We start from the raw sequence: 16,036 nt of genomic DNA, 5'->3' as shown, positions 1-16,036 counted from the left end.
ACTAAAATGGTAGAAAATTACGATAGAGTATTAAAAAATTACTCAATTTAAACATTTACATAAAAAACTCACTGAAGCGATTTTTTTCAGCGAGTTTTGCGCATCTGCCTTTTCTGAACGTATGTGAAGAAATTCTGGCAGGCGACATAATTTTATTTTTTACTGTTTACCCTAAATAGCTGTTCTAACCCCTTGATATTGCTAGGCTTAGCTAACAAAAATTTTTATGTTTTCCTTAACAGTAAAAAAGAGATTCTACACATTAATATAGAATCTCTCTTTACTTACAAGCTGCACTTTTTATATTCAGCGGGGTTATATCCGGTATGCTTTTTAAATAATTTACTAAAGTACGCTGTTTCCTTGTAGCCTAGAACTTCACTAACTTCATAGACCTTATAGTCATGCTTCTTTAATAATACTTTTGCTCTTTCCATCTTAGCTTTCGTTACGTATTCTAAGAAATTTTCTCCTGTTTGCTGTTTGAATATAGAACATAGATAATTCTTGCTGATATTTAAGTAATTAGAAATAGATGTTAAAGTAATATCCTTATCTAAATTATTTAACACATATTCGCAGGCCTTTTGAACTACATTATCATTCTTATTCAAATTATATTCACTTATAACACCTATAAGTTTTTCAATATTATCTGTCAACTGCTTTTCAATATCCTCCAAAGTCTCAACACCTAAGAATCCTATTTTCACTAACTGACTTAAATCATATACATCTTCTAAAAAGCTATATTTTTTTAGAACATTATTATAGATATTATATACAATCTGTGTAAAGGCAATATTAATCTTAAAAATGTCAAAATTCAATATTTGAGCTATTTCTTTAATTAACTGCCTAAGCATACTTAAGGAATCCTCTTTTCCCAAGATTATTGAGTTTATGAGTGCCTTCTCTTTCTCAATTGGGTAAACAAAATTCTCTTGTCTTGTATCTACCAATTCTCTTAGGTGTATTATCCTATTTGTACCTAATACATATTTATATTTTAATGTTTCTTTTGCATTTAAGTAACTTTTGTGAATGCTATATATCTGATTGTAGGAATTGCCAATTCCTATATTTAGCTTAATCTCTAATTCCTCATTGCATCTTTTAAGTATTCCTTTTAGAGCCAATATAAAATTTTCATTGAAAGCTTGTAATTCAATTTCTTTTTCTGTCTGTACTATAATAATCTTTTTCCCTAATTCTTCATCTAAAATATTAAAATACTCTATACCACTTTTTTTCAATTCTTGATCAATTATATCTTGAAAGTTCTTTTCCAAGTAACTCCATTCAATGCTTTCACTTATATCCTCTTTACTAATAACAATATCATTGATTTCAACTATTGCTACCTGGACTTTTCCCTTAACTAAAGGTAAATTATATTTTGAAATATACTCATCAATCATAATTAAGTTTTTTCCTCGTAATAAATCGTACAGTATCTTTTCACCAGATATAATTTTATTTATGCTGTATTCATACTCCTTTTCTTCTTTCGCCTTAAGCTTTTTGTATGCATTAATCAGTATGTTCTTAAGTTTTTGTGAATCTATTGGTTTTAGTATATAATCAAAAGCACCAAGTCTTATACCTTCTTGTGCATACAAAAATTCATCATATCCACTTAATAGTACTACTAAGGTATCTAATTCCATATCCCTTATTTCTCTTAATAGTTCGATTCCATTTACCTTATGCATCTTAATATCTGAAATAATAAAATCTATACTATGCTCTGCTAGTAATTTTAGTGCCTCTTCTCCATCTCGTGCTTCACAAATAATCTTAAATCCAAACTCTTCCCAATTGACTATCTTTTTTAATCCCATTCGAATAATTGGTTCATCATCTACAATCATAACTGAATACACCTTTATCCCCCCTAAAATTAGACGTTTAAATTTCATCTTCATCTTTCAATGACTCACATTAAGAACTAGATTGTTTTTGTTTATTAGGAAGTCTAAGTATCATCTTAGTATAGCTATGCTCCTCTGCTTCTATAACAATACCATATTGCTTTCCATAAAAAAGTCTTATTCTGTCATTTACATTTTTGAGTCCAACTCCAAAACTTTTGTCTGTATTTCCGTCTATATGACTCTGCAGAGCTTGTACTTGTTTTGAATTCATTCCTTTTCCTTCATCTATGACATTTAAATATAGATATGTCTCATCTGTTTGAACAGATATAGTTATGTTTCCATTTTCATCTCTTAGCTTTTCCGAAAGACCGTGCTTAACTGCATTCTCCACTAATGGTTGAATAGTGAATTTTAGTATTGGTCTATTAAGAAATTCTTCATCAATATCAATCTTTAAAATTATTTCAAAGTCATATCTTAAAGTCATTAAAGCTATATAATTATTAATATGTTTTATTTCTTCACTTAAATGCACAAACTCATTATTCCATTTCATGTTATATCTCATCATATCTCCTAAAGAAGCTAAACAATCAGATACAAGAAAATTGTCTTCAACTAATGCCATCATCCTTATATTTTCAAGAGTATTATATAGAAAATGGGAATCTATTTGAGTTTTCAATGATTTTAATTCCGCTTCCTTAGTCATTATTTCTTTATGGACACTTTCCTTAATTAGTACATCGATAGTCTTCATCATTTGCCTAAAGTTATGTGCAAGTACACCTACTTCATCATTACCATATACCTCTATACTAGGCATCAAGTCTCCACTTCTTACTTGTTTAACTGCATTTATTATTTTATATAATCTCTTAAGAATTGTTTTAGTTGCATAATAAACAACAATAGATAATACTATCAGTAAAAGTGAAGAGTTCCATATTAGTAAAAGCCTAGATTTTTTTATTCCTTGTGAAACATTATTTAAAGATATTACACTTAATAAGTAATTATTAGGTATGGGAGATTCTTTGTACAATATAATATAATGCTCTTTGCCTTGATTATAGGTTATTTCACCTTTTTCATTTACTAATATATCTTTTATATCTTCTCCAAACTTTTTTATATCAAATTTAGAGTTCTTTAGCAAAAAACTATTCTCATCTGTTTTTATATTCATCCCCTCTTTATTTACAAAAAATATCTGTCCGCTTTTCATAATATTTTCTTGAAACATCTTTGGGAAAAAGTCTTTAGAACGCATAGTTACTCTGCTAATTCCTAAAAGCTTATTATATGGATATTCAATATTTTTGTTGAGAGAAACTACTAAATCCTTAGATTCGTCATTATAAGCTGAATTAATTTTTATATCATTATCATAATGATTTATATTCCAGTATTCAGCCCCACTTTTTTCAATAGTTTTTTTGTACCAATCATTCTGAGTAACTCTATCTACTTTATAAAACGTAGGCCATAACTCTTTAACATTTGCATTTTTGATGAAAATATTTATTTGTTTTATTGTTGGATTACTATTTTGTAAACTTATTAACTGCTTATAAGTGGTATCTTTGAAATCAATTAATTTCTTCGAGTCTTTCATATCCCACTGCAAATATGCAAGCACATCATTATTTGCTTCCATAGAATTTATTATATTCCTCATTATATACACATTTTTTTCAACACTGTCGTATTCATTGCTTAGATCATAGTTAGCCCTATTTATTGTATCCTGTTTAGCATTTTCAGAAAGTTCATCAAATGTATAGAAAGAGAAAATTAATATAGGGATTCCGATTATAAGTATGTACGTTATAATTAACTTTTGCATTAAACTTTTATTTATAAATATGCTTATAATCTTTTTAATCAAAAATTTTATCATTTATTTTACCCCTACTCATTTTAACTTTCTCTTGTTTTCTTCATATCTTTGCTGCTTATATTCTTGTATCTTGTCCCATCCTTGTTCATTTCTGTAATTGATATATTCATTTAAAATACTATCAAACTCACTATCACTTTTAGCAATAAGCAGATTCTTTAAGGTACTTTGCCATTTAGAATTTATTCTAGATAAAGCACTACCTTCCTCACTATCTCCATAGGGGCTAATGCCATCAAATAAGGAATAATTATAGGTTTTACCTGTGGCCCACTCACTTATCGCCTTAATTGGCTCACCACTCTGAGGAGTCCATTTTTGTTGTAAACTATCATCTGCTAGCATCCAATAAGTATTTGCTGCGCCATATTTATTATCAAATGCAATTCTATCCTTATTTAACAAATCTAAAACCTCGGGTTTAAACTGCTCTTTTCCTCCAATTTCATCCCATGTAAATCCTTTGATCCCCAAATATAAATCTCGATTTCCTTCTTCACTAATTAAATAGCTTAAAAACCGTATAGCTCTCTCTGGATCCTTACATCTATTTGAAATTAATGTAACCGTCCATCCTGAAATACTATCTCCCGATAATTTAGGCTGTTCAAGCTTAGAATTAGCTGGTCCATCAACTGCCATATAAATTTGATTTTTATCTTTAGAATATAGTTTTAATTGCTGAGCCGCCATGTCAGAACTTTGATAAAGTAGTGCAAAATATCTTCCTTCTGTAATATTTTCTTCCATCTGTGCTCTTTTATCTATAAAGATATCATTTGATAGCAAACCTCTTTCATTAGCTGTTCTTAAAGTTTTTAGCCACCTAATATATTCTTTATCAGTCTCCCTGTCATATATTTTTCCGTCCTTTTCCCAAGGTATTGCTAAAAAATTAAGCAAAATGGTTCCTAGCGAAAGATTTCCAGAGTCAGTAAATTCATGAAACCCTATAGGTATTAATTCTTGTCCATTTACCATAGGAAATAGCTTTTTAGCTTTTTCAAGCGCACTTAAAAAACCTTCAGGTGTCCTCATATCCGGTTTTCCTATAGCCTCATAAATATCTTTTCTAACTAAAAAGGCCTGATTTGAAGGTTTGTCCTCTTTATAATTTGCATCAGTTACAGTATTAGAAAAATTCGGATAACAATATACATGTCCATCATCTTGTTTATACCACTCCAGTTTTTGCTTATCTGCAACCTTAGTAAAATACACATCATATTTTTGTGCTAATTCATCAAGGGGCAAGGCCAATCCACTCTGTATAATTCTCTTGTAACCATCATCCCCAGCACTTAATGTAATGAAATCTGGCAATTTGTCTGTTTCTATCATAGCATTCAATTTTTGCGTTTCATCTCCACTAGGGATTATAAAATTCAAGTTAACCCCAGTCTTCTGTGTAACATATTTTGATACAGGATTAGTTCCCCATTTAGTTGTAAACCATGAAAAATCAATGTACCAATCAAATGTTATAGGGCTTGTATCTGCTTTCCAGCTCTCTCCACCATAGTTGTTTTTGGCCACCTTTTCTGTCTTTTTATTAAAAGGACCATATAATATAAAAAAAGTAATTGTTATTGTTAAGATTACAAAACTTATAATACCAATGAATACCTTTTCATTATATCTCTTCATAAGTCTCTCCCTTCAGATTAAATATCTGCTTATTATCATGCACAATACTCTTATGTAACCAATATATAGTGTTTATTATATATGTTATAAATAAATTATTCAATAATTCCCAAATAACTACATTATTATTAATACTATTGAAATATCTAGGTTTAATCGACATAGAAATTTTATTTTTTCCTATACAGTAAAAAAAGTGCTTATATTTAAGCCTAAACTCAGCTTAAATCATAAACACTTTTCAAATTATTTTTATTAATATTTATAGGATAAACTCCTATTTAATTCTTATTCCCACTCAATAGTTGCTGGTGGTTTTGAAGTCACGTCATAAACGATTCTGTTTACTCCTTGAACTTCGTTAACAATTCTTCTTGATACCTTATCTAAAACTTCGTATGGTATATGAGCCCAGTTTGAAGTCATTCCATCTGAAGATGTTACTGCTCTAAGTGCTATAGTATGGCAGTAAGTTCTCTCGTCTCCCATAACCCCTACACTTCTTATATCAGGTAGAACTGCAAAGTATTGCCATATCTTGCCTTCAAGACCGCTAAGAGCGATTTCTTCTCTGTAAATAGCATCAGCTTCTCTTACTATATGAAGCTTTTCTTCTGTTACTTCACCTAAGACTCTTATTGCAAGTCCTGGTCCTGGGAACGGCTGTCTCCATACTAAGTTGTGAGGTATTCCAAGTTCTTCACCAACAGCTCTAACTTCATCTTTAAATAATTCTCTCAGTGGTTCGATAAGCTGAAAATCAATATCTTCTGGAAGTCCTCCAACATTATGGTGACTCTTTATAACAGCTGAAGTTCCAGTACCACTTTCAACTACGTCTGGATATATTGTTCCTTGAACTAAGAACTTAGCATCTCCGATTTTGTTTGCTTCTTCTTCGAATACTCTTATGAATTCTTCTCCGATTATCTTTCTCTTAGTTTCAGGATCTGCTTGACCTGCAAGCTTTGATAAGAATCTTTCTTGAGCGTTAACTCTTATAAGGTTCATATCAAATTGTTCACTGAAGATCTTTTCTACTTGATCTCCTTCATCTTTTCTAAGTAGACCGTGGTCAACGAAGATACAAGTTAATTGCTTACCTACTGCTTTATGTACCATCACCGCTGCAACTGATGAATCAACTCCACCAGAAAGTGCACAGATAAGCTTCTTATCTCCAACTATTTCTTTTATTTCTTTTATTTTTTCTTCTGCAAAGGAAGCCATTGACCATGTCTTTGAAAGTCCGCATATGTCATAAAGGAAGTTTTCAAGCATCTTTTTACCAAATGGAGTATGTTCTACTTCTGGGTGGAATTGAACTCCATAAAGTTTCTTTTCTTCATTTTCCATAGCAGCTATTGGACAAACGTCAGTGTGACCAGTTATTTTGAAACCATTTGGTGCTTCAGCTATGTAGTCAGTATGACTCATCCAGCATGTTTCAGCACTTTCTATTCCTTTAAATAGTTTTGAAGTACTATCTAAATTCACATTAGTCTTTCCGTATTCTCTAACTGGAGCTGTATCAACTTTACCGCCAAGAATATGAGCCATTAATTGATCTCCGTAGCATATTCCTAGAACAGGTACACCTAGATTGAATATTTCGCTATCTATTGATGGAGAATCTTCTCCATAAACACTATTAGGACCACCAGTGAATATTACTGCACTTGGATTTTTTGCTTTTATTTTTTCCACTCCGTAAGTGAAAGGTATGATTTCACAATATACTCCGCATTCTCTTACTCTTCTTGCAATAAGCTGATTATATTGTCCACCAAAATCCACTACCAAAACAATTTCTTTATTCATTTGTATCCTCCATTTTAGGTATGAAATTTAAAATACTTTTATAAAAGATAGTTTTTAAAATTTAACTTTACGTACCATTTATTTAAAACAGCTATAGATACCAAACTTTAGATAACTTAAACTTAATAACACTGCTCTGCATTATTAGAAATCTTACATCTAAAATCTGATATCTATAAAACTACTTTCGCCTTTTTCTATGCATCAATCATGATATTAATATTACATAATGTCTATATAACTTACAACCGTTATATTTTAGCACACTCTGCATTTATGCCCTATTTATTAAAATCTTATTGATTTACACTATAGTTTGGAGCTTCTTTAGTTATGTTTATATCATGAGGATGACTTTCTCTAAGACCAGCTGAAGTTTGAACTACAAATCTTGCATTTTCAAATAAATCTTCTAAAGTCTTAGCACCAAGATATCCCATACCAGATCTTATTCCACCAACTATTTGGAATACAGTTTCTGATAAATATCCCTTATAAGCAACTCTTCCTTCTACTCCTTCAGGTACAAGCTTCTTGCTTCCTTCTTGGAAGTATCTATCCTTGCTTCCTGCAGCCATAGCTGAAAGTGAACCCATTCCTCTATAAACCTTATAGTTTCTTCCTTGATATATTTCCATTTCTCCTGGAGCTTCTTCACAACCAGCAAGAAGTGAACCCATCATAACACTGCCTGCTCCAGCAGCTAAAGCCTTAACTACATCTCCTGAGTACTTTATTCCTCCATCAGCTATAACTGGAACTCCGTGCTTCCTTCCCTCTTCTGCACAATCCATAACAGCTGTAAGTTGTGGTACACCAACACCTGCAACAACTCTTGTAGTACAGATTGATCCAGGTCCTATACCTATCTTAACGCAATCAGCACCAGCTTCTATAAGATCTCTTGTAGCTTCTGCAGTAGCTACATTACCAGCTATGATTTGTAATTCAGGGTAAAGACTTTTTATCTTACTTACTGCATCTATAACACCTTTTGAATGTCCATGCGCTGTATCTATTGTTATAACATCAACTTGAGCCTTTACTAAAGCATCAACTCTTTCTACCATGTCTCCTGTAACCCCTACAGCAGCGCCACATAGAAGTCTACCTTTTTCATCTTTAGCTGCATTTGGGAATACTCTTGCTTTTTCAATATCTTTTATAGTAATAAGACCCTTTAAGAAACCTTCATTATCAACTAAAGGAAGCTTTTCTATCTTATGTTTCTTAAGTATTTCCTTAGCCTCATCTATTGTAGTAAATTCTGATGAAGTTATAAGGTTTTCCTTAGTCATAACTTCATCTATTGGTCTTTCAAAGTTCGTCTCGAATAATATATCTCTATTAGTTATTATCCCAATTAGTCTTCCGTCTTCAGTTATAGGCACTCCAGAGATTCTATATTGAGCCATAAGTTCATTAGCTTCTCTTATGGTATGATTCTTTGAAAGGAATATTGGATTTGTTATTACTCCATTTTCCTGTCTCTTAACTCTATCAACCTCTTTTGCTTGTTCCTCTATGGACATATTCTTATGAATAATACCTATGCCACCTTCTCTTGCCATTGCAATAGCCATCTTTGCTTCAGTTACAGTATCCATACCTGCACTTATTAGCGGTATATTAAGTTTTATCTTTCTTGTAAGTTGTGATTTTGTTTCAACTTGATTTGGTAGTATTTCTGATTTGTGTGGTACAAGAAGTACGTCATCAAAGGTATATCCAGTTTTCCATATTATAGCCATTACTGATCCTCCTAATTTAAATAATAAATTTCATTTATGTATTTTTGTTGCAAGTTAACTTGCATATTATGTATTAATTTGGGGTTCTTTTATAAATAAAAACAAAAAAAGCATATTAACTCAAAGTGAAGTTAATACGCTATAAAAAACTATAGAATACCAATTTCACTCATAGTCGGGAATTTACGGTTTCCGGTAGAGACTCCTTGCCTTATCCAAGGGATATACGAGTAATTTAGTTCGTTTTATTAAATTTATTTAATTATAGAATATGCAACGAAGCTTGTCAATTATTATCGATAGAATTGTTTTTGGAAAAACTAACTGATTTTTTTATTGCATCTATACATATATATGAAGTATTTTATTGCATTTTTATGTAAATGTTTAACTGAATTTAGTTTCAAATCTTACAGCTGAATATTTACTTATCACATAACAAAATAAGTTACGATTGAATATAAAATTTAATCGTAACTTATCTTAAAAAGCTCATTTTTAAACTATTAAAACACCTAATATTAAAATAAATCAGGCAATCCTACTATATAATAATTAAAAGTTGAACTTGTACTTCCAACACTACTACTGTTATTTATAGAGATTCCATCAGTAATATCACTGCCATATGAAGTTTTATATGAATAATTCACTATATAGACTTCATCATTAGAGGTAGTACTTATAGGAACTGTAATTTGACCATTTAAAATTACTATACCAGAAGTACTTACCTCTTGTAGAGTATTATCAGTATTACTAACCTTATATACTTTCACATTTATATTGGAGTTTTCCAAATTACTTTGCCCTGAGCTATTTAAAGTTATATTCATAGTACTCTGAGATGGATCTTTTATCTTTATTAATGCACCTACATTTATAAAAGAATCATTTACTATGTTGTTAGTTACACCATTACTAAGATAGCTTTCTCCAATAGACTGCCCCTGGGATAGTTGAGAATTATTTAATATAAATAATCCCTGTTCTATTGTATAATTAGTAACAACATTTATTCCTATAGTTGGAAATGATGAACTCATTGATATTCCTTCCAAATCACTATAAGTGAGATTAGAATTATTTAAATTAAAATTTCCCACTTGAGTAGGCTGTATATTTATAGTAAAAGTCTTAGAAATTCCAATATATTTTTTCGCTACGCTATCATACGAATAAAATAATTTAATTGGTTTATTAATTATATTACTTCCATCTTCAAATTTTACTCCTGTAGGAAGTGTTTCATTAATGCTACCATTTAAAATCAAATCAGAGTTCACAACATTATACAGGTAAGTTATATCTTGATTTTGTGTAAATTTATTAAAGTCTGTTCCACTTATTGTTGAGATTGACTTGACAACATCATCATTGGAATCATCTCCTACACATAATGTTGTTATATTTAAATTTTTATTATTCTTAATGATTGTAGCCATTTCTGTTGCATATTGCGACGCATTACCAGCGTCAGCACCATAGAATAATGGATCAGTTCCTGAGTCACTTGAATTTGGATTGTTATTATCTAAAGCATCGTAGAATTTTTGTACTCCATCAGTACCACTAGTATAGGTATAATTGATAGGATTATTTTCTCCAAAGACAATTATACTTCTACTAACGTCATTTGTATCATTAAGTATATACGTAGCCTTTCTTAAGCCATCTCCAAGGTTTGCTCCACTTTGACTCACTATTCCTTGAACCGCATTTTTTAAAGCAGTCGGGCTAGTAGCATTTTGGAAATAAATCGGTGTAGCAGATGTTCCAAAGTTTGTTATAGAAGCCCCTTGTCCATAAGTAACTAATGCTATCTTTACATCTGTATTGTTTACAAACTGATCTATAAACGAACTTACATAATCCTTATTACTATATGCAGCATCTACAACTAAAACTATTTCCTTAGGTTTCCTAATGTATGTCATCGTAATCGCCTGCGGGTCTATTTTATAATCAATTTCTTGCAGTTGACTCACATTAAGATGGTCCGAATAACCTGGTAATGTCCTCTGCAAGTTAAATCCTATACTCATATTGCTAGCAGTATATTGTACAGTTGGCAATGCTTGAGTTACTATAGTACCATCTGTAGCCTTATAAGTTATGCTCCAATTTTGACCTAAAGTATACCCCCCACTCTTACCGGCCCTAAAGTTGAATATTACATCAAACGATGGAGCTTCATATCTATTAGTGCTAGTATTCAAAGTGTAAGATATATTGCTTAATTGCTTTGTATAAGTACTTCCATTTATTGAAACACCTATCATAGATCCTGTATAGACAATATTAGTAGGAAGAGTAAAATTGAAATTGACATTTTCTACACTATAGTCTGCGCGGATATTATCAGCTATATCAGCATAAACATTATCAATAGCAGTTGAGCTTGTAGCACTATAAAACTTCCCACCACCCGAATTCGCTATTTGAAGCATTTTGTCTGCTGAACTTCCATCACTATATGCAATTGCATAGCTTGTGTAACTTGAATCCTTTACTTGTTGAGCCATAGCATTGGCATATTCTAAAGCTCTTCCTTTCTCGGAAGTATAGTATCCATTGTCATCCGAACCATCTCCACCTATAACTTTATAGGATGAATCAGTTAAAGAGGTATAATATCCATAGGCAGTTTGAGAAGTTCTATTTAAGTAATTGTAAGCCTTCCAAGTCTGAACATTAGCAGTATTTTTACTATTAAAGTTATAAAAGGTTGGCTCTCCATCGGACATGATGATAACATATTTCTTAGTTCCAGTAGCAGAAGTGTTACTTAAAATTTTTAAAGCTGACCTTATACCATCACCTATATTAGTTCCACCAGAAGCCTTAAGGTTAGTAATACTAGTATTCAGGCTGTTCTTGTCAGCTGTTACTGATGGAGATAACAAACCTGTACTATTATTGTCATAATTGGCATTTGTAGAGTAAGTAGCAATCGCAATTTTAACATTACTAGTAGTCGAAAATTTGCTAACGAAATTTTTAGCAGCATTTTTTAATGCTTCCATTCTGGTTGTGCTTCCCAAAGCAGTACTCATACTACCAGACGTATCTAGCACCAATACAATTTCTTTATTAGTAATAGTATTAATGTCCGTAAGCGCCAATGGCTGTGGTTGTACATGATATGTAACAGTAATATCTTCATTTACTGCACCAACAGTTTTAGTTATATCAGGACCAGTGATAGTTAGAACTGGTTTCTTTTGTTGGACTATATCACCTAATGCCTGCGTATAATTTATAACAGGTATAATTGTCAGTAAAAACATACCAATTACTATATATATCATTAATTTTTTGTTTCTTTTTACTACTTTCAATTTTTCACCTCCATTACAAAAATAATCTATATCATCAAGATAAGGATAAAACCGAGTGATAGAATACCTGAAATGCACCCTAAATATATAAATTAAGATGTTGCAATTCCTTTATTTCTAAATACTATTTTTGAAGAAATATCATAAGTTATATTATTCTTTTTCAGAGTAATATTTATAATAAGCCCTTCGCAAGTAAGATAAGTTCCCCCAACAGGAGAAATCTTTATGCTATCTACATTTCCTGATAATGTCTTAGTAACAGTACCAGTTGCATTTAAATTAGTAATTTCATTTAATTTCTTATTGGTGTTATCATAAACATACTCAATAGTCTTACTTACATCTGCATACAATATAATTCTAAAATTACTTATTGTTGTTATTTCATTTGAGTTACTTGGAGGTACTATTCCATTTATTCTATCTATTGAGCTCCCCTGATTTCCATAGTTTAAAAGCGAATTTTGTATTAGTTGTCCATCAGTTTGTAGATCAGCTCTTACGTTTGTTTCGTTTAAACTTCTACTGCTTGAAAAGAAAAATGGATATATAACCATAATTACCACTGATATCAAAGCTAAAACTATAACAGCTTCTATTAACGTGAATCCCTTTTTCTTAATCAAATTTAACACCTCTACTTATTATCTGTAATTTGCCATTGTCCTTTGTGTATTATATCATCAAGATTTATATTACTCTTAACCGATGTTGAAGGTACTATATTCACACCTGTAACTTGTACATTAACCGAATCAATATCAATAACTTTTTTTACCTTATCAAGATATTTGGAAAACAGATTAGATTGAACTGTACTACTTTGATTAATTTTAACATTCCCCGAATTATTAATTCCTTCTATTTTTACATTTCCTTTTGTTATTAGAGTTCCATTATAAGTAATATTTCCACTAATTAAAACATCTCCTGCTGAAATTATTACAGCATTTAAAGTTTGACTACTATCCTTATCAATCACTATGTCAGCATTATCTCCGGTAGCATTTATGGTCTCACTAAAACTTGGCTGATGCCCTTTTATGAATATTCTCTTATTTGGATTTGTATTGATGATTATACAATTATTCGAACCATCATTGCTTATATCTGTATAATCATTATCCTTATTCTGAGTTAATTTTGTTTCACTTGCAACTGTCTTATTTACAATTCCATTATTATAATCAGTATCCAGTGTAGCTGTGTCGCTTAAAGCAACATCTCCCATTTCATATACCTGTTGAGCAAATAATCTTCTCTTATTGTTTAAATCCTTCTGGAAATTTGCATCTGCCGCAGAATAGTTAGATGGGTATACAACACCATTACTTATATAAGCTCCTGTGCTTATGGTTGAATTATTATTTGTTGGCAACTGTATTTGGTTAGTTATATTTAGAGAATCTTTGTATTGATTATTAGTAGCAAAATTATAAAAATGTGCTGCTTTATCAACAACTGTTATATCTTGTTTATCCATCAAGGTAAGAGGATTATAATACTTATAAAAATATCCGCTGCCATCTTGTGGAATAATAGTTGCATATGCCTTATAATTTCCTTTTAGCGCAACAGACTCACCAGTCTGATATGGTTCACTAGTGTTTATATATGCAGTTCCCATTATATAAGCTTGTCCATTAACTAATATTTTTGAGCTGTTGTCTACAGAATTCATTATTATACTACTCGATGATTTTTCTTTTGCATCTTTTTTAGCATAAGATTCTCTATTTATATCACTAACTGCATAAAATCCATTGTTTATAGTTACGTTACTATCGCTAGAATTCATAGTTAAATCATTGTCAATTATGGCTACAGAAGCTTGCAATTTCGCATTACTTGAAGTGCCATTTTCATTTTTACCAACATATATATTATTAGCGTATAATGTTCCTCCAGTAATATTAACATTAGGAGCATTGTTTACCAATCTAAAAGTTCTGGAAGTCACTACATCTCCATTAAATCCTACATTTCCATTAACATTATTAATTGATATTCCACCACTATATTTTGAATAGGTAATTGAGCCACTGCCAGTATTTTCATTTCCCTTAATGAGTATCGGTCCACTTATATTCGCTTCACCTACAGAATCTATTATAAGATCTCCGTCTGCCACAATAGCTTTTTGTGTTACACCTGCTATAGGTATATTAACTGATGTCGTCTTTACACCATAATTTCCTGAATAATTAGGGACATCAATATAGTAAACAGAGCTTACAGATCTTATTCCACTAGTACTACTTGGATCTTGGTATTTTGAATTTATAGTTAATTTGAATCTGACCTCATTTGTTGTAGTTGTCACATTATGAATATCCAGTCCTACTAGGGTGCTATCATTAAATTGCGGATCATTTTTGGTATATACATTAACAGGTTGAGAATATCTTGAATCTCCAATAGCATCAACATTTGCTATAGTTTTTCTATTTTGTATACAATACAAAAGATCTTGCTTTATTAACTCTCTATATTTTTGTTTAAATGAAGCGTCTAAAAATTGAGCTCTTACCGCCTCTCTATTAACTGTACCATCAGCATTAAGGTACTTGCTTGGTTCATTTGCTAATCCAGTGTTTATATTATCCATATTTGTAGTTTCAGCAAAACTATTGCTTTTATCAATTATGGTCTTTAGCACACTTCCAGTTATATTGTAAGCAGTGTCTACTCCCGAGTCAGCACCATAAAGATTTTCTATTCTTTTACTTTCAATTACTCTAGACTTATAATCAGAGGCTGTCATGGATAAAACTGAAGTTCCCACTGTAATTAATATTGCAAAAATACATATTACAGTTATCAAACTACTTCCTTTTTTCTTTTTCAATATTTTCACCCCCTATTTTCTTATATTTGATTTCAGATCATACAGTTCTTGTCCACTTTTAGAAACTTTTATCTCTACATTATAGTTTTTCACTGTGTTATTAGTAGTAATAACATCATAAGTTCCTATTACTCCACCATTTGGATTTATCACTGCCCAATTAGGTTTATCCTTTGTTTTCTCTAAGTATACATTTACCTGGTTACTTCGATTATTGGTTACATATATGTTATAAGGAGTAGCAGAAGTGTAATTTTTAAATTTTACTCCTATAGTATTAAAAGTTGATGTAATCAAAGTATTGTATCTATTAGTAATAGAGCCATCTGCATTTTTAGTTTTAACCTCTAAAGAATCACTATTTAAAACTATATAAAGATTCGTTACATCTGGAGTAAAATCTCCGTCTGGACTTTTATTCACGGTAACTGTCTTAGCACTATCCTGCCAATCAACTGTTATAGTAGAATCATAAGTATTAGTACTATCTGATAAATTAATACTATTATCTTTAGATACATTTAATGTTACATTATAATCATCAATATTAGCAGTACCATTACCTGTAGCTGAGATATTAAAAACCTTTGATACACCATTTACAGATATGGTTTGTGATAAAAAACTACTTGTAGCATCTTCTATATTATTAACATTAAGCCCTTCAAGAATCTGTTGCCCAATATATGCTGCTTGCTGCTTATCTTCTCCACCTTTATTTATCTTTACTGCGTGAATAATAACGTTGCTCATAGGAATAATAATTATAGCTATAATGGCTAGACTTGTTATTATTTCAATAATAGATATGCCCTTTTTCTTTTTCTTTAACATCATTCGCT

Annotated in this window: 9 protein-coding genes and 1 riboswitch; all 9 genes read right to left on the bottom strand. The window is 30.9% G+C overall.

What is annotated here, in order from left to right; all coding sequences use genetic code 11:
• Positions 1 to 284 precede the first annotated feature (284 nt).
• The 9 genes from OCU55_RS16215 to OCU55_RS16175 all read right to left on the bottom strand — a co-directional run bounded on the left by OCU55_RS16215 (position 285) and on the right by OCU55_RS16175 (position 16,031).
• Complete coding sequence (locus OCU55_RS16215) at positions 285 to 1,886, bottom strand: response regulator (RefSeq protein WP_261853333.1); 1,602 nt, start codon at positions 1,884 to 1,886, stop codon at positions 285 to 287.
• A gap of 58 nt (positions 1,887 to 1,944) precedes the next feature.
• Complete coding sequence (locus OCU55_RS16210; protein ID WP_261853332.1) at positions 1,945 to 3,783, bottom strand: sensor histidine kinase; 1,839 nt, start codon at positions 3,781 to 3,783, stop codon at positions 1,945 to 1,947.
• Between the two features lie 15 nt (positions 3,784 to 3,798).
• The gene (locus tag OCU55_RS16205) at positions 3,799 to 5,430 is read right to left on the bottom strand and encodes an extracellular solute-binding protein (RefSeq protein ID WP_261853331.1); all 1,632 of its coding nucleotides are present in this window, start codon (positions 5,428 to 5,430) and stop codon (positions 3,799 to 3,801) included.
• 288 nt (positions 5,431 to 5,718) lie between these two features.
• Positions 5,719 to 7,251 (bottom strand): glutamine-hydrolyzing GMP synthase, encoded by a 1,533-nt coding sequence (gene guaA, locus OCU55_RS16200; protein ID WP_261853330.1) that lies wholly within the window; start codon positions 7,249 to 7,251, stop codon positions 5,719 to 5,721.
• Between the two features lie 296 nt (positions 7,252 to 7,547).
• The gene (guaB, locus tag OCU55_RS16195; RefSeq protein WP_261853329.1) at positions 7,548 to 9,002 is read right to left on the bottom strand and encodes an IMP dehydrogenase; all 1,455 of its coding nucleotides are present in this window, start codon (positions 9,000 to 9,002) and stop codon (positions 7,548 to 7,550) included.
• Between the two features lie 152 nt (positions 9,003 to 9,154).
• A riboswitch (purine riboswitch) is annotated at positions 9,155 to 9,252 on the bottom strand.
• Between the two features lie 271 nt (positions 9,253 to 9,523).
• Positions 9,524 to 12,343, bottom strand: coding sequence for a vWA domain-containing protein (locus tag OCU55_RS16190; RefSeq protein ID WP_261853328.1), 2,820 nt, complete (start codon positions 12,341 to 12,343; stop codon positions 9,524 to 9,526).
• A 92-nt stretch (positions 12,344 to 12,435) separates the two neighbouring features.
• A complete protein-coding gene (locus OCU55_RS16185) occupies positions 12,436 to 12,972 on the bottom strand; it encodes a type II secretion system protein (RefSeq protein WP_261853327.1) in 537 nt (178 codons plus the stop codon).
• Positions 12,973 to 12,983: 11 nt separating this feature from the next.
• A complete protein-coding gene (locus OCU55_RS16180; protein WP_261853326.1) occupies positions 12,984 to 15,194 on the bottom strand; it encodes a hypothetical protein in 2,211 nt (736 codons plus the stop codon).
• 12 nt (positions 15,195 to 15,206) lie between these two features.
• On the bottom strand, positions 15,207 to 16,031 hold the full coding sequence (locus tag OCU55_RS16175) for a hypothetical protein (RefSeq protein ID WP_261853325.1): 825 nt from the start codon (positions 16,029 to 16,031) through the stop codon (positions 15,207 to 15,209).
• Positions 16,032 to 16,036: the final 5 nt, after the last annotated feature.

Origin of the sequence: Clostridium folliculivorans, assembly GCF_024341905.1 — a bacterium.
GTDB classification, from domain to species: Bacteria; Bacillota; Clostridia; order Clostridiales; family Clostridiaceae; genus Clostridium_AR; species Clostridium_AR folliculivorans.
Note: the sequence above shows the minus strand (reverse complement) of the source record. Positions and strands in the feature narration are given on the sequence as shown.

Bases quoted from the DNA above. Each gene is read 5' to 3' on its own strand.
- OCU55_RS16210 (WP_261853332.1), bottom strand. From the start codon at position 3,783: ATGATAAAATTTTTGATTAAAAAGATTATAAGCATATTTATAAATAAA.
- OCU55_RS16205 (WP_261853331.1), bottom strand. From the start codon at position 5,430: ATGAAGAGATATAATGAAAAGGTATTCATTGGTATTATAAGTTTTGTA.
- guaA (WP_261853330.1), bottom strand. From the start codon at position 7,251: ATGAATAAAGAAATTGTTTTGGTAGTGGATTTTGGTGGACAATATAAT.
- guaB (WP_261853329.1), bottom strand. From the start codon at position 9,002: ATGGCTATAATATGGAAAACTGGATATACCTTTGATGACGTACTTCTT.
- OCU55_RS16175 (WP_261853325.1), bottom strand. From the start codon at position 16,031: ATGATGTTAAAGAAAAAGAAAAAGGGCATATCTATTATTGAAATAATA.